Here is a 15,424-nt window from a genome sequence, read left to right as displayed (position 1 = left end):
GGAGATGAGGAACTTGGCATGGATCACGTGTGATTTTTATTCCGAAACACTGCAGCTGTCTACCGGCATCGAGGTTTTTATACCGCAAGCCGCGCTGATGCCATACGGTTCTTCTTCGAAGCTGCCGGTGCTTTATTTGCTTCACGGCCGAGGCGCGGACCAGACCGAATGGATGCGCAGATCGTCCATCGAGCGGTACGCCGAGGATAAAGGCATCGCACTCGTGATGCCGGGAGTCGGACGAAGCTATTATATGGACATGGCCAACGGCCCGTCTTACTTTACCTTCCTGAGCGAGGAGCTTCCGCGGCTGGTTCAGTCGTTCTTTCCGGTGTCCGGACGCAGGGAAGATACCTTTGTCGCCGGAATTTCCATGGGCGGGTATGGCGCATTTAAGCTGGCCATGAGTTATCCGGAGCGTTATGCGGCCGGCGCAAGCCTGTCGGGAGGGCTGGATCTCGCCAGCCGGGCTGCGGGACCGGGCTTCCAGGAGCACGAAATCCGTACCTTGTTCGGAAGCGTCGACCGATTGCGGGGAAGCCGGGACGACTTGCTGTATTTAGCCTCGGAATTCGCGGCATATGGGGGTAACAAACCGATGCTGTATCAGTGCTGCGGAACGGAAGACTTTTTATATCATGATAACCAAACGTTTAGACGATATGCGGACAGTCTGGGGATTCCGATGACATACGAGGAAGAGCCGGGCGGACATGAATGGGGATATTGGGACCGTAAAATTCAGCGTGTGCTGGATTGGCTGCCACTGCCCTGATTTTTTCGTCCGTTTTTATTGAAACGTTTCGATTATGGCGCAGACACGGGCTGATTTTCTCACTTCTTAAACAATGGATGTACAGGTAAAAAATCCTATTAAATATAAGGGTTTATGAATATATTTCATGGTTTGGACAAAAATCAAAACGTTTCGAATTGACTGGATCGTAAAGGTTAAGACATAGGAGGATGGGAAATGGCAGATCAACAACTGACTTCTCTGGTCGAGCAGATGACGCTGGAGGAAAAAATTGCGCAGCTTATACAACTGGCCGTCCCTTTTTTCGAAGGAGCTCAAGAATCAGGGCAAATTACGGGTCCGATGGAGTCGCTGGGCATCACCGATGAGATCGTAAGCAATGCAGGCTCGGTACTGGGCTTGGCGGGGGCGGAGGAAGTGATAGCCGTCCAAGAAGCGCATATGCGCAAAAATCGATTAAAAATTCCGCTGCTCATGATGGCCGATATCGTACACGGCTTCAAAACGATCTTCCCGGTGCCGCTGGCCATGGGAAGCTCGTGGGACCCTGTCCTTGCGGAGCGGAGCGCAGAAATCGCCGCGCGCGAAGCCGCGGTATCCGGCCTCCACGTGACATTTGCGCCGATGGTGGACCTGGTGCGCGATCCGCGCTGGGGACGCGTGATGGAGTCGACCGGGGAAGATCCCTATCTGAACAGTGAATTTGCAAGAGCGTTTGTCAGAGGTTTTCAAGGCGACGACTTGAGCGGCGACGTAAATCGGCTGGCCGCGTGCGTGAAGCACTTTGCCGCCTATGGAGCCGGTGAAGGCGGCCGTGATTACAACACGGTGGACATGTCCGAGCGCCAGCTCCGGGAGTATTACTTGCCTGCGTACAAGGCCGCGCTGGATGAGGGGGCCTTGATGGTCATGACCGCCTTTAATACCGTCGATGGCATACCGGCTACAGGCAATAAGCGATTGATGCGCGATTTGCTGCGTCGCGAATGGGGATTTGACGGTGTGTTGATTTCCGACTGGGGAGCGGTCAAAGAGCTGATCCCTCACGGAGTTGCCGAGGACGAGGCAGAAGCAGCGTTAAGAGCCATCGAGGCTGGCGTGGACATCGAGATGATGACCTCCAGCTACGTGCATCATTTGCCGCAAATGGTACGCGATGGACGGGTGGATGAGAGCCTGATCGATGAAGCGGTGCTGCGTATTCTGTCATTGAAAAAGCGGCTTGGACTGTTCGAGCGTCCTGTGCGGGGAGCCGACCCGCAAACCGAACGGGAGATCGTGTTCTGCGAGGAGCACCGTCAGGCGGCCCGTGAAGCCGCGGCGAAATCCTGCGTGCTCCTGAAGAACGACTCCCTGCTGCCGCTCAGAGGCGGGCAGCGCGTAGCCTTGATCGGCCCGTTCGCTGCCAGCGGCGACATACTCGGCCCCTGGTCCTGGACAGGCTCTAAAGAAGATGCCGTCACGCTGGAGGAGGGACTGCGGTCCAAGCTGCCTTCCGGCGCGCTGACGGTGGCCGCGGGCTGCAGCGTGAGCGCTATGACCGGTCAGCAGCTGGAAGAGGCGATGAAAACCGCGAAGGAAGCCGATGTGATCGTACTGGCGCTGGGCGAGGATTCCGAGATGAGCGGCGAAGCCGGCAGCCGCGGGTTTATCACGCTGCCGCAGCCGCAGCTCGAATTGATCCGCCATTTGAAAACGCTGGGGAAGCCGATGGCAGCCGTCTTGTTCAACGGCCGCCCGCTGGATTTGCACGGCGTGCTGGATGAGGCCGATGCCGTGCTGGAAGCCTGGTTCCCGGGAAGCGAAGGCGGGGCGGCCATCGCTTCGCTGCTGACTGGCGAGATCAATCCTTCCGGCCGTCTCAGCATGTCGTTCCCTTATTCCGTCGGACAGGTGCCGGTCTATTACAACCATTATAATACCGGGCGGCCGAAGGGTGCGCCGGATGCGCAGGTGCGCTATGTATCGCAGTATTTGGACATTCCGAATGAGCCGCTGCTGCCCTTTGGATTCGGCCTAAGCTATACCGAATTCGAATACGGAAACATGGAGCTTTCAGCGGAAGAGATGTCTTCGGAACAGCCGCTTGAGATCAAAGTATCTGTCACGAATGCCGGCGATATGGCCGGGGAAGAAGTCGTCCAGCTGTACGTCCGCGACTGTTCCGGCGAGGTCGTCAGACCGGTCCGGGAACTGAAGGCCTTCCGCAAGGTGCTGCTGCAGCCGGGAGAACGGCAGGAAATCGCCTTTTCCCTGACCGAAGAACAGCTGCGGTATCACCATTCGGACCTGTCCTTCACGAGCGATGCCGGCGAGTTCGACCTCATGGTCGGAAGGAATAGCCGGGATACGGAGATCAGACGATTTCGGCTTCGGAAATAACGCGGACCAACATCATTTATGCAGAATAGGAAGTGAAACTTGTGACAGCCAATCATGTAATGAACGATGCGAAGGTTGTACTCCAGGCTGGAGAATTGACGTTTACCTTTTTGCCAAGCGGGGATCTTTATCAAGCTGCTTACGGCACGACGATGATCAATCAACTGCTCTCCAATCCGATTGACGGCGCCCTCAACAATTTGTTTCTGAGAATCCATACCGAAGACGGCATCGAGGCCGTTCCCATGCTCGGGGTGCATTCCCGAAGCGTGGTCACTCATGCGGATAACCGGATGATGTGGGAAGGCAGCGTCAAGGGAGTAGCCTATACGATACGGTTTACCCCAACGGATGCCGGCGCGTGGTTTTGGGACATCGAGCTCCAAGGGGGAGGAATACAAGCCGACGTCGTTTACGGGCAGGATATCGGGATTGCCCATCCGGGCGCCGTCCGAAACAATGAAGCGTACCTGTCCCAATACATCGACCATGCGGTATTCCGGCAGGAAGATCGGGGTTATGTCGTGTGCTCCCGCCAAAATCAGCCGCAGGGTGGCGTCTTCCCTTATCTTCAGCAGGGATCGCTGACATCGGCGGTCGGGTATGCCACGGACGGCTTTCAGTTCTTCGGTCTTTCCTATAAAGAGACGAATCGGGCAGAGGCCTTATTCAAAGAGAACCTCCCGAATGAGGTATATCAATACGAGTTTGCCTATACGGCTCTGCAGTCCCCTCGCGTAACGTTGAACGGGACGGCCCGGTTCGTATTCTACGGTTTGTTTAAGAAGGATCATCCGGATGCCGTCACTGCGCTCGAATACCAGGAGGAGCTCCAGGCCGCCTGGCAGCAGGCGGAAGCACGCCGTTTGACCGATACGGGCAATAAGCTGCCGCAGTTGGAACGTTCCGACCGCTTCGGCGAACCTCTGCAGACCGTGCCGCTGACGGCGGACGAACTGAACGCGCTGTATCCTGTGCGCCGCCAAGAGGAGCGAGACGGGGAAACGCTGCTTTCCTTCTTCACGGACACCTATGAGCATATCGTCTTGAAGGAGAAGGAGCTTCGCGTTGAGCGTCCGCATGGCCATATCTTGATGAGCGGCAACAACGTCAAGCTGGGCAGTCCGGTCATCACGACCACCTCCTACATGTATGGCGTGTTTAATTCCCAGCTGGTGACGGGGAACACGAACTTTAACAAAATGATGAGTCATGCGCGGAACGCGCTGAACGTGCCCAAGACTTCCGGGCAGCGGATCTATGTCGAGATGGACGGACAGTACCGCCTCTTAACGATGCCGTCAATGTTTGAGATCGGGTTTAATTATGTACGCTGGTATTACAAAACCGAAAACGACAAGCTGATCATCACGAACTTCACATCCGCCGCGGCGCCGGAGGTTACGCTTCAGGTCTGTTCCGAAAGCGGAAGAGCCTACCGTTATCTGGTGACCATGCAGATGACGATGGATGTCAACGAATATGAAGTGCCTTATCATGTGGTTCAGGAAGACGGCATCCTCACGTTCCGTGCCGATTCGGCTTCGCTGAGCGCGTCCGTGTACAAGGATCTGCATTATCGGCTTGGGGTGACGGGAGCCGATATGCAGGTGACGGATGAAACCTGTCTGGCAAGCTATGTCGCGCCGGGGAGCGCTTCCTTAACGGTGCTCGAGCTCGCCGAGAGTGCCGAGTGGGCCATGACGGTGCAGGGCAGCCTTGATACAGCGGATGCTCCAATCGAGGCGCGGAATGCGGATGAGGAGATTGCAAACTACCGTTCGTTTTACGCGTCCGTTATGAACGGGTTCCATCTGAGCTTGAACAACGGGCAGGATGACGGCCTATTCAAAGTCAATGCGCTTGCCTGGTGGTATACGCACAACATGCTCGTCCATTATTCGGTGCCGCACGGGTTGGAACAGTACGGCGGTGCGGCGTGGGGAACGCGCGATGTATGCCAGGGACCCGTGGAATACTTCATGGCCACGCATAAATACGAGCAGGTCCGCGATATCCTGCTTGAGGTGTATTCCCACCAATATGAGGATGACGGAAACTGGCCGCAGTGGTTCATGTTTGATAAGTATGCCCATATCCAGCAGGAAGAGAGCCACGGCGACATCATCGTATGGCCGCTGAAGGTGCTGGGCGATTATTTGGCCGTTACCAACGATTACAGCATCCTGGAGTCGGCCGTTCCTTACACGAGAAAGCACAGCTTCGATTTTACGGAGCGGATGTACACCGTGCTTGAACATGTGAAGAAGCAAATAGCCTATATTCAGGAGCATTTCCTACATGGTACCCATCTGTCTTCTTATGGGGACGGGGACTGGGACGATACGCTGCAGCCGGCTAACGCCCAGCTGAAGCAGTTCATGGTCAGCAGCTGGACGGTCGCCTTGACGTATCAGACCTTGAACCAGTTCTCCCGCGTCATGGAAAGCGTGGATCAAGCGTTGTCGGGTGCGATGGGGGAACTCGCGGAAGGAATTCAGCGGGATTTCAATACGTATATCCTGAACTCCGAAGTCATTCCGGGCTTTGTCTATATGGAGAGCAAGGAGCAGAGCAGGTTCCTGCTGCATCCTTCCGATGAGGAAACGGGGATCCAGTACCGCCTGCTGCCAATGACGCGCAGCATGATCAGCGAGCTGCTGACCCCGGAGCAGGCGGCCAGCCATTATGAGATTATCCGGGAGCAGCTGTTCTGTCCGGACGGCGTAAGGCTGATGAACCGCCCGGCGGTATATGCCGGCGGCGTCAGCACCCACTTTAAGCGGGCGGAGCAGGCGGCGAATTTCGGCCGGGAGGTTGGCCTTCAATATGTGCATGCCCATATCCGCTTTGTCGAAGCCATGGCCAAGCTCGGCAAGAGCAGCGAGGTTTGGAGCGGGCTTGAGCGCATCAATCCGATCGGCATCACTGAAGTGGTGCCGAATGCGGAGCTGCGCCAGAGCAATGCATATTTCAGCAGCTCGGACGGAAAGTTCAATACGCGCTACGAAGCCCAGGAATCGTTTGATGCGCTGCGCAGCGGAGACATACCTGTCAAAGGGGGATGGCGGATTTATTCCAGCGGTCCGGGGATCTACATGAACCAGCTGATCTCCAATGCGCTCGGCATCCGCGAAGCGGGAGGCGACCTGGTGATCGACCCGGTTCTGCCGAAGGCGCTGGATGGCTTGGAGTTCCAATTCAACTATGCCGGCGTTCCGGTAACATTCGTTTATCATATGGATGGCGCTGAGCAGACCCGTGTCACGATAAACGGGCAGGATGTATCCGCGAATACGGTCCAGAACCGCTACCGCTCGGGAGGCGTTCGCATCTCGGGCGACGATTTCAAGCGGTTGACCGGAAATGACGAACAAGGCTGCGTCGTGGATATTTACGGCGGCGTTCATGAACAGTAAATCGCAACCCGTGAAACTCGTCTGCAGGAACCGAACCGGTCTGTTATAATATAGGGAATGGTTATCGAAGCGAGGGATGTCGATGAATACCCGTCAAGAGACAGTGACCATCCGTTTCTCGGAAATGAAGGATGCCGCTGCGCTTATGGAACTCGACGAACTGGTATGGGATCGCAATACGGCCCCGGAGCCCCTGAAATGGAGCTCACGGGACCATTATCTTCTGCAGTGCCCGCCAGGCACGCAGCTTGTTGCGCTGCATGAAGGGGAGCTGTGCGGTTACGTCGGCTTCCGTTCGCCTACGGGCCTTAACAGCAATCGCCATGTGCTCGAGCTGAACATCGCGGTCCACCCTGCCCATCAGCGGCAGGGCATCGGACAGCGGTTGATCGAGGCGGCGAAGGATATGGCGCGGGTGGAAGGCATTGCGAAGCTGAGGCTGCGGGTGCTGTCCAGCAATCCGGGCGCTCTCTCCTTTTACAGAAACTGCGGGTTTAAGGAAGAGGGGCGGCTGATTCGGGAGTTCTACGTGGATGGACGTTACGTTGATGATATTTTAATGTGTTACTTCTTATCATGATCCCCTCAGGATATCGCCCTGGTCCGGTTCACGGATGCGAAAGAGATGAGATCATAGGGTTGAACAGTCCGGGCGGCTTTGCCGGGCTGTTCGTATGATTAGGTCAACCAGAGACTTCTGGTTGGCCTTTTTGTTTTTGGGGTCCTCCCACTGAAACGGCTTCTGGACAAGGGCATGCCCGATTGCATATAGTAGATGAAAAGAAAGATAGCGGAGGTTGTTTTTCCATGACCATGGGCATTGTATCGCTGAATGTGGGAAAGCCTGTAACGGTGGATTACCAGGGGAAGGACCTGTCTACCGGAATTTATAAGCAGCCTGTGGAAGGCTCCTTGTTTCTAAGTTCATTGAATTTCGAAGGGGACGGGCAAGCCGATCTCGTCAATCACGGCGGCTTGGATAAGGCGGTGTGCGCGTATCCTTCGGAGCATTATCCGTATTGGGAACGGTCCTTGGGCAAACCGATGCCGTATGCCGCATTCGGCGAAAATCTGACGCTGCGAGGGCTGCTGGAGGATGAAGTCTGCATCGGAGATGTATACCGGGTAGGGGAGGCGGTACTGCAGGTCAGCCAGCCCCGATATCCCTGCTTTAAGCTGTCGCAAAAGCATGGCGTCAAAGACATGCCGGCAAGGGTGCTGAACACGGGTTACAGCGGTTTTTATTTCCGCGTGCTCGAAGAAGGAAAGGTCAGCGCAGACTCCCCCGTTACCCGGCTTCATTCCCATGCTTCCGGCATCGCGGTGCTGGAAGTGCTTCGCATGATGAAGGACGGGCGAAAGGATGAACAAGGGCTTATGCGCATGCTGGAGATCGACGAACTCGCCTCAAGCTTGAAGTCGCAATTCGGGACATGGCTGGCGACCCTTCGAAGCCGTCAGGATTGAAGTCACGCGGATTCTTGCCAAGCTCTAAGCTAAGGTCAGCCCGCGTTCTAGAACACATACGGACAACCAAAACGGCTTGCGTCCTTTTCGTAGGATACAAGCCGTTTTTTATTGGGATGATAGAAATTGCCAGTACCGTCGAAGCCGATCCGTGTGCGCTACCTCATCCGCTTCCATTCGCTCTGAATCATGCCGTAAACCGCATGGTTGACATAGCCTTGGGGCAGCTTCTCAGCTTCCCGTATGACCCCCTCAAGGACAAAGCCCAGACGTTCCGGAATCGCCCGGCTCCGATGGTTAGCCGTTGCGCATCGAATCTCCACCCGGTTCAGGCCCATGCGCATCAGTGCGTGATCCGTGAACGCGCGGCATGCGCTTGTCATCAGGCCTTGCCCCGTAAAATGCTGATCCAGCCAGTAGCCGATGCCGACCGAGCGGTTGTTCCAATCGATCTCGTGAAACGAGATCGTGCCCGCCAGCTCCTCGCGCACCCAGATGCCCGCCGAGAAGCCGCCATTGTCGGCTGCTTGCTTCATGGCACCCTTGATATAGTTGAGGGTATCGTTAACCTCGGTGACGGCATCCACCCACGGAAGCCACTTGCGGAGACGGTCGCGCGACCGGTCGGTAATCTCGAACATCGCCCGTGCATGTTCGATGGCAAGCGGGCGCAATTCAACATGATCGTCCAATGTGTATCCAAACATACGGTATCTCCTTTGTTCTCCATCGCGAAGTATTAAGTATATGTACCTCTAACGAGTTCGCTTCACTTTTTGCTCCAATGCGTAAATATCTTCTTCCAGGGAAATCATGCGCTGGCTGACAACCGTTCTGCAATCGCTGAGCGCTTGGTTGTATAGATGAGGCCCCAAGGTCTCCACGAAAAAATCAAGAACACTCTCTGCGGCCAGATTTCCGAGGGTTTCGCCGCGTTCCGTTTCAAAGTATTCCTGCACCAATTCAATCAGCTGTTCGCGCTGTTCTTTTGGGAATTTGCTGGGCTTCATAAGATGATGGCCGGCCTCCTTCAAACACTGTTTTTCTCTCCATGCTACCTTATTAAAAAGCCCCCGTCAAAATGATTTTTGCCGCTATATCCGGCTAAGGGAGGAACCTCTGCAAGCAGGTTGAGGACTTGTAGTTATTGCCTCCCGGCCCCCCTGTCCCAAGTCGCGGGCTAACTGCGCGGGGGTGCCGAATTCCTTGAACAATCGCGTCATTACAGGTATATTTAAGAGAAACACGTTTATACAGGAGATAGACAGAAATTACAGGACGAAAGGTTGATCAACGTGGAGAACCATCGGGGCACCCCCTCCAATTTCATAAAGAATGTTATTACCGAAGACCTGAAGTCCGGTAAAGTCAAGGAGATCGTTACCCGTTTCCCGCCGGAGCCGAACGGTTACCTGCATATTGGACATGCCAAGGCCATTTGGATCAATTTTACGCTGGCCGATGAATTCGGCGGACGGACACACTTGCGGTTTGATGACACGAACCCGGTGAAGGAAGACATCGAGTTCGTGAACTCCATCAAGGAAGACGTGAAGTGGCTTGGCTTCGATTGGGAAGAGCTGCGGTTCGCGTCCGATTATTTTGAAGAGATGTACAACCGCGCGGTGCTGCTGATTAAGAAAGGGAAGGCTTACGTGGACGACCAGTCCGCTGACCAAATCCGCGAAACGCGCGGAACCTTGACCGAACCTGGACAGAACAGTCCATACCGGGACCGCAGCGTGGAAGAGAACCTGGATCTGTTCGAGCGGATGCGCAAAGGGGAATTCGCCAACGGTGAACGCGTGCTGCGCGCCAAGATCGATATGGCTTCCCCGAATATCAATCTGCGGGATCCGGTCATCTACCGGATCTCCCACGCGCATCATCACAATACAGGCGACAAGTGGTGCATCTATCCGATGTATGCTTTTGCCCATCCGCTGGAGGATGCCATTGAAGGGGTTACGCATTCCCTGTGCTCCCTGGAGTTTGAAGATCAGCGCCCGTTCTATGATTGGGTCGTGGCGGAATGCGAGATGGACAGCACGCCGCGTCAGTACGAATTCGGGCGTCTGAACGTGGCGCAGACGGTCACCAGCAAACGCAAGCTGAAGCAGCTCGTGGATGAGAACATCGTAGACGGCTGGGACGATCCGCGCATGCCGACGATCTCCGGACTTCGCCGTCTGGGCTATACGCCGGAAGCCATTCGTAATTTCGTGTTCGAGACGGGAATCTCGAAGGCTTACGGCACGGTCGACCGCCAAGTGATGGAGCACTTTATCCGTGAAGACCTGAAGCTGAAGGCGCCTCGCACGATGGCCGTGCTGGACCCGCTGAAGGTGGTCATTACGAACTATCCTGAAGGTCAGGTCGAATGGCTGGACGCCGAGAACAACACGGAGAACCCGGAGATGGGAATCCGCCAGATTCCGTTCTCGCGCGAGATTTACATCGAGCAAGAGGATTTCATGGAAGATCCGCCGAGCAAATATTTCCGCTTGTTCCCGGGCAATGAGGTCCGGTTGAAGCATGCGTATTTCATCAAGTGCACTGACGTGATCAAAGACGAGAACGGCAAGGTCGTCGAGATTCACTGCACGTACGATCCGGAGACGAAGAGCGGCAGCGGCTTTACCGGACGCAAGGTGAAAGGGACGATTCACTGGGTGGAGGCTACGCAGGCCGTGCCTGCCGAATTCCGTCTGTTCGAGCCGCTGTTCAAGGACGAAGACGAAGAAGCGGAATTGGTACCCGAGGTTGCAGGCGAAGCGGAGGAGGCTGCTGCCGAGAAGTCCTTCTTGGACGACATCAATCCGAATTCGCTGCAAATCGTGCAAGGCTTCGTAGAGCCGAATATGAAGGATGTTGCGCCGCAGGACAAGTTCCAGTTCTTCCGCCACGGATATTTCAACGTCGACTCGAAGTATTCGCAGCCAGGACGTCCGGTATTTAACCGCGTGGTTTCCCTGAAGAGCTCGTTCCAGCTTCCGAAGAACTGAACAAGACAGAGAATAAGAAAGGGCACGGGTAGACGGTGATCAGGTCGACCTGGCCCCTAAACGTAAACAAGACTCGAAGATTCCGTTCCAGGATTCATTCGAGTCTTGTTATATTTACGGTGATACCATCTTGTAATTGAAATCGTACGGGAGCTAACTGCGCGCTAACTCGCAGCGTACTCCTCGATCTCGTCGTCTTCGGGGTCGTCCGGGTGCAGCGGCTGGTATCCGTGCTTGCGGAGGTTGTACCACATCCAGCCAAAGCCGATGGCACCCACGATGGCGAGCATCGTACCGGTCCGGTACATGGCCTGCGCCCCGAAGTTCTGGAACATCCAGCCGCCGGCAAGGCCGCCGATGACACCGGATATGCCGCTCCAGCTTAAGGTATAGATCGCTTGGCCGGAGGCGCGGTACGGCGTCGGAACAAACAGCATCGTCAGCTGAACGCCGACATAGAAGTAGCCGCCGAAGGTAACGCAGTGCAGCAGCTGGATGAAGGCGACCTCCAGCGGGCTGTTGGCTTCGGCCATAAGCAGCCAGCGGAGCGCGAAGAGCAGGCTGACAATCGTCAGGCAGCCGACCAGGACGTTGATTTTCCGCTTCAGGAAGCGGTCAAACAGAATGAAGATCAGCACTTCGAATATCGATGAGAAGAAGATGGCGAGGCCGACCGTCTGCTTGGACCCGCCAAGCTCCAGAATGTACAGGGACATAAAAGTATTATTCGCCGTGTTCGGGATGGATACCATGATGCCTAACAGGATGAACCAGACAAAATAGGAATTCAGGAACAGCCTGCTGAGTCCCCTGAGGCTGACCGATGCCGAGGCCGCCGTTTTCTGAATGGAGGGCAGCGTAAACATGAACACGGCCGCCACCAGCAGCATGATCGAGAACACGATGGCGATGCGTCCCGACCCGAGCCGGTCGATGACAGGCCCGGCAGCGATGGCCGTCAGCGCCCATCCGAGCGAGCCCCACAGCCGGAACGAGCCGAACTTTTGCTGGGTTCCATCAATATAGGTCAGAATCAGCGAATTCGTCTGCGAGAACATCGGCGTCTGGAAAAAATAAAAGAAAATCATCGTCATGTATATCATTGCATAGGTATTCGCCTGAAAAACAAGCTGAACCAGCAGCAGCGTACCGGTCATCATGATCAGCAGCACGCGTTTGATGTTGGCCGCCCGGTCACTCCAGAATCCCCAAAACGGATTGGCGAAGATGGACACAAATGGCGCAATCGCCATCAGGCTGCCGATTTCGATTTTGCTCATGCCGATATCTTGCAAATACAACTGGAAGAAACCGGTGAAGATGACCATGGTTCCGTAAATGAAGAAGTTGAACAGCTTGAGCGATGTCAGCGAAGGTTGAGCATTGTCCATATTCCGCAAGTAGGTCATTCCTTTCAAACCGAATACAATCCATAATCGCGGTATAAGAAAAAAGCCGCTTTCCTTTCAATGTATCACGCATTGAAAAGGGATACAAACCATCTTTTAAATGATTTTCCATTATTCTGGATATTAACCTATAAACTGAATCCGATTTTTTATAACTTGAAGAAAGGCTGGTGGAGCATATGAGCATTCAATCCCAAGATGTTCGTCTGCCATCGGGTCAAGTGACGGGCATCGCCCTTGCTGGAGGAGCCTCCCGGAGAATGGGGAAAAACAAGGCGCTGCTGCCCATGGAGGGGATGAGTCTGATTGAACGGACGGTCCACGCGCTGGACAAAGTCAGCGGACGGGTGATCCTGTCTACCAATGACCCGGGACCTTATCAATTCCTCGGCTTGGAATGCGTCCCCGATCTTTATGTCGGACAAGGTCCGATGGCGGGCCTCCACGCCGCCCTGAGGTCTTCCCGGAGCACGTGGAATCTGGTCGCAGCTTGCGATATGCCTTACATCCACGAGCGGTTTCTTCAGGGACTGCTGGATCTGGCGAATATGCAGGACACGGCCGATGCTATAATCCCGGTCGTGGAAGGTAGGATGCATCCGCTGCTGGCAGCGTATCGCAGAGAGGTCGCGGAAAGCCTTGAGCGCAGGCTGATCCGGGGGCAGCTCCGCATGGTGGAGTGGGTGCAGGAGCTGAATGCCGTCTTTGCGAATGAGGAGGAATTAGCGGAGGTGACTAGCCTTGATCCGCGCCGAATCTTATTTAACATGAATACGCCCGTGGATTACGAGGCCGCAGGCGGTCTGCTGAATACGGAAGAATGATCGATCCCCTGCACGCATCCTATAAAAATAGCCCCGCCATTCGAATACTTGGCGGGGCTTTCTAGTATATAAAAGGCAGTTTGCTTTGGTTATGCTGCTTCTGCTCTCATGCGCGGAGCAGAAGCTCATCCGCCGATCTGCGACATGCGCCGGACTGTAGGAGTATGGCTTTGGGCCTTTTTCTCCAGCGCGAGCGCCATTTCATGATTCAGCGGCTTGGTGCCGAGCGCTTTGCGGAACAGGTTCGCCACCGCCGAAGGGTCATCGATGACGCGGCGCACGTTAAATTCGTCCGACCAATACAGGCAGGCCTTGATATGGCCGTCGGCCGTCAGCCTGAGCCGGTTGCAGGAATCGCAGAAATGATCGCTGACCGGATGGATCAAACCGAACGTTCCCGTTGCTCCAACCACCTTCATATTGCGCGAAGGACCGTTGCCGGAAGGGCCCTGCTCTTCTTGAATGGCCCAGCCGGCCTCTTGGCACACTTCGGATACCCGGGTCAGCGGCAGGTACGAATCCCGCCAGGTATCGGATGCTTGGCCGATCGGCATGTATTCAATAAAGCGGACATGAAGGGGACGATCAAGCGTCAGGGCGATAAAGTCGCGAATCTCGTCCTCATTGAAGCCCTTCATTAACACCATGTTCAGCTTGATCGGATTCAGGCCGGCTTCATAAGCGGCTTCAATGCCTTCCAGCACTTTATGCACCCGGCCGCCGCGCGTGATGCGAGCGTAACGCTCTTCCTGGAGCGAATCCAGGCTGATGTTGATGCGGGTGAGTCCCGCTTCCTTCAGCAGGCGGGCCTTGGATGGGAGCATGATCCCGTTGGTGGTGAGGGATATATCTTGAACTCCTTCAATGGAAGCAATCTTATGGACCAAGGTTTCCAGATCCTTGCGCACAAGCGGCTCGCCGCCGGTAAGGCGTACTTTGGAGACGCCCATGGGGGCCAGAACGCGCATGATCGCGGCGATCTCTTCATAGCTCATTATTTGATCGTGAGGTTGGAATTCCATCCCTTCTTCCGGCATACAATATACACAACGAAGATTGCACCGATCCGTCACCGAGATTCGAATATAATCATGGACACGACCGAAGGAATCTTTAAGCGGTTCGATCATGGAAATCCCCCTTTTACTAGCGTGCATGGTCACATTGTAGCCATTCCCCGAACAGGAGTCAATGCGTTGTAAGGGTCATGTCAGCCGGACAAGCCGCACGGATAAGTTCAAGGATTTGTGAGAAGTATCACAGAAAACGCTTTCTAAATCCTGTATATTGAACCTGTGGACCAAAGCTTTCTCCCCTTGAAAGCGAGTAGTGACATTCTAGATTTCCGAAAGTTTCCTGATTTTTCCGAAATTTTCGGAAATCATTTCAAACTGCTTTCATTAGACGTTCATCTAAGATATACTGTCAAGGATATCACATCCAACAAGAAAGGTTACCAATAGGAGGTTCGATATGGCGATATCACCTGTTCAAACTTTGGAGGTGCCTGACGTCTGTCACAGGTGGCTTGAAAACCGGGGGACGGTATACGAGCTGCTGATTGATTTTTTGGGCAATTGGCCCAGCTTGTCTATGATTGCGGAATGGAGCCGCGGGAGCGGAATTAGCAAGGCTGCGGAGTGTTCGAAGGCCGGTACGGACCTGATGAAATATTTATGCGGACGCTCGCCTGAGGAATTGGTTCGGATTTGCGAATATGAGGGGGCGGAATACCGTCGGCTGCTTCAGCAGTCCAAACCTCGCCAGGCCGCGGAATCCCATTATACGAAGGATGGATGCGCTCAGGATTTGGCCGAGTGTTATGCATCCGCCGGTGTTGCCTTTAATAAACTGCATGGCGAAGCGGACGATCATATAGCCATTGAACTGGAATTTATGACGCTGCTTCATGACCGTATGCTGAACAATACGTATTGTGAAGATAGCATGTTGCAATTAATGGAGGTACAAGAGAAATTTCTGAAGGAGCATCTGTTGTCATGGGTGCCATCCCTCTGCAAGGATCTGAAGGGGTCCACGCAAAGCCCGCTATACCGGTCGTTATTCAGCCTGTTGGAGGAATTCCTCGCGCAGGATCTGAACATGCTGAAGACCTGGAAGCATTCCAAGGAAGCCATGCTGGTGCATTAGCGCCAGAATC

12 protein-coding genes are annotated in these 15,424 nt (G+C 54.7%); 8 read left to right on the top strand and 4 right to left on the bottom strand.

Annotated features, from left to right (window positions below):
* The first annotated feature begins 13 nt into the window (after nt 1-13).
* The 5 genes from M1D70_RS29460 (at nt 14) to M1D70_RS29440 (ending at nt 8,025) form a co-directional block, all read left to right on the top strand.
* Complete coding sequence (locus M1D70_RS29460; protein ID WP_456288621.1) at nt 14-775, top strand: alpha/beta hydrolase; 762 nt, start codon at nt 14-16, stop codon at nt 773-775.
* Between the two features lie 198 nt (nt 776-973).
* On the top strand, nt 974-3,139 hold the full coding sequence (bglX, locus tag M1D70_RS29455; RefSeq protein ID WP_456288620.1) for a beta-glucosidase BglX: 2,166 nt from the start codon (nt 974-976) through the stop codon (nt 3,137-3,139).
* Between the two features lie 41 nt (nt 3,140-3,180).
* Nucleotides 3,181-6,558 carry a GH36-type glycosyl hydrolase domain-containing protein gene (locus M1D70_RS29450; RefSeq protein WP_456288619.1) on the top strand — a complete coding sequence of 1,126 codons (3,378 nt, stop codon included), beginning with the start codon at nt 3,181-3,183 and terminating at the stop codon, nt 6,556-6,558.
* Nucleotides 6,559-6,640: 82 nt separating this feature from the next.
* On the top strand, nt 6,641-7,138 hold the full coding sequence (locus M1D70_RS29445; RefSeq protein WP_009594544.1) for a GNAT family N-acetyltransferase: 498 nt from the start codon (nt 6,641-6,643) through the stop codon (nt 7,136-7,138).
* Between the two features lie 227 nt (nt 7,139-7,365).
* The gene (locus M1D70_RS29440; RefSeq protein WP_456288618.1) at nt 7,366-8,025 is read left to right on the top strand and encodes an MOSC domain-containing protein; all 660 of its coding nucleotides are present in this window, start codon (nt 7,366-7,368) and stop codon (nt 8,023-8,025) included.
* A gap of 158 nt (nt 8,026-8,183) precedes the next feature.
* Here the strand turns inward: M1D70_RS29440 and M1D70_RS29435 are convergent, their stop codons facing one another.
* Both M1D70_RS29435 and M1D70_RS29430 read right to left on the bottom strand, forming a co-directional pair.
* Nucleotides 8,184-8,732, bottom strand: a complete 549-nt coding sequence (locus M1D70_RS29435; RefSeq protein ID WP_009594522.1) for a GNAT family N-acetyltransferase — start codon at nt 8,730-8,732, stop codon at nt 8,184-8,186.
* A gap of 48 nt (nt 8,733-8,780) precedes the next feature.
* On the bottom strand, nt 8,781-9,035 hold the full coding sequence (locus tag M1D70_RS29430; RefSeq protein ID WP_009594520.1) for a DUF2164 domain-containing protein: 255 nt from the start codon (nt 9,033-9,035) through the stop codon (nt 8,781-8,783).
* Between the two features lie 276 nt (nt 9,036-9,311).
* On the opposite strand from M1D70_RS29430, the gene M1D70_RS29425 reads away from it, so the two are divergent.
* The gene (locus M1D70_RS29425; RefSeq protein ID WP_456288617.1) at nt 9,312-11,030 is read left to right on the top strand and encodes a glutamine--tRNA ligase/YqeY domain fusion protein; all 1,719 of its coding nucleotides are present in this window, start codon (nt 9,312-9,314) and stop codon (nt 11,028-11,030) included.
* A 164-nt stretch (nt 11,031-11,194) separates the two neighbouring features.
* Here M1D70_RS29425 and M1D70_RS29420 read toward each other — a convergent pair whose 3' ends face one another.
* Nucleotides 11,195-12,430 (bottom strand): MFS transporter, encoded by a 1,236-nt coding sequence (locus M1D70_RS29420; RefSeq protein WP_036673498.1) that lies wholly within the window; start codon nt 12,428-12,430, stop codon nt 11,195-11,197.
* Nucleotides 12,431-12,618: 188 nt separating this feature from the next.
* On the opposite strand from M1D70_RS29420, the gene mobA reads away from it, so the two are divergent.
* A complete protein-coding gene (mobA, locus tag M1D70_RS29415) occupies nt 12,619-13,263 on the top strand; it encodes a molybdenum cofactor guanylyltransferase (RefSeq protein ID WP_456288616.1) in 645 nt (214 codons plus the stop codon).
* 125 nt (nt 13,264-13,388) lie between these two features.
* Here mobA and moaA read toward each other — a convergent pair whose 3' ends face one another.
* Complete coding sequence (moaA, locus tag M1D70_RS29410) at nt 13,389-14,393, bottom strand: GTP 3',8-cyclase MoaA (protein WP_456288615.1); 1,005 nt, start codon at nt 14,391-14,393, stop codon at nt 13,389-13,391.
* A gap of 343 nt (nt 14,394-14,736) precedes the next feature.
* Between moaA and M1D70_RS29405 the strand changes: the two genes are divergently transcribed.
* On the top strand, nt 14,737-15,414 hold the full coding sequence (locus tag M1D70_RS29405) for a TorD/DmsD family molecular chaperone (RefSeq protein ID WP_456288614.1): 678 nt from the start codon (nt 14,737-14,739) through the stop codon (nt 15,412-15,414).
* The last annotated feature ends 10 nt before the right edge of the window (nt 15,415-15,424 follow it).

It is taken from the genome of Paenibacillus sp. AK002, from assembly GCF_053903045.1.
The sequence above is the reverse complement of the archived record's forward strand: the minus strand, read 5'-3'. Positions and strand labels throughout refer to the sequence as shown.

Bases quoted from the DNA above. Each gene is read 5' to 3' on its own strand.
- M1D70_RS29405 (WP_456288614.1), top strand. From the start codon at position 14,737: ATGGCGATATCACCTGTTCAAACTTTGGAGGTGCCTGACGTCTGTCAC.
- moaA (WP_456288615.1), bottom strand. From the start codon at position 14,393: ATGATCGAACCGCTTAAAGATTCCTTCGGTCGTGTCCATGATTATATT.
- M1D70_RS29430 (WP_009594520.1), bottom strand. From the start codon at position 9,035: ATGAAGCCCAGCAAATTCCCAAAAGAACAGCGCGAACAGCTGATTGAA.
- bglX (WP_456288620.1), top strand. From the start codon at position 974: ATGGCAGATCAACAACTGACTTCTCTGGTCGAGCAGATGACGCTGGAG.
- M1D70_RS29440 (WP_456288618.1), top strand. From the start codon at position 7,366: ATGACCATGGGCATTGTATCGCTGAATGTGGGAAAGCCTGTAACGGTG.
- M1D70_RS29445 (WP_009594544.1), top strand. From the start codon at position 6,641: ATGAATACCCGTCAAGAGACAGTGACCATCCGTTTCTCGGAAATGAAG.
- M1D70_RS29435 (WP_009594522.1), bottom strand. From the start codon at position 8,732: ATGTTTGGATACACATTGGACGATCATGTTGAATTGCGCCCGCTTGCC.
- mobA (WP_456288616.1), top strand. From the start codon at position 12,619: ATGAGCATTCAATCCCAAGATGTTCGTCTGCCATCGGGTCAAGTGACG.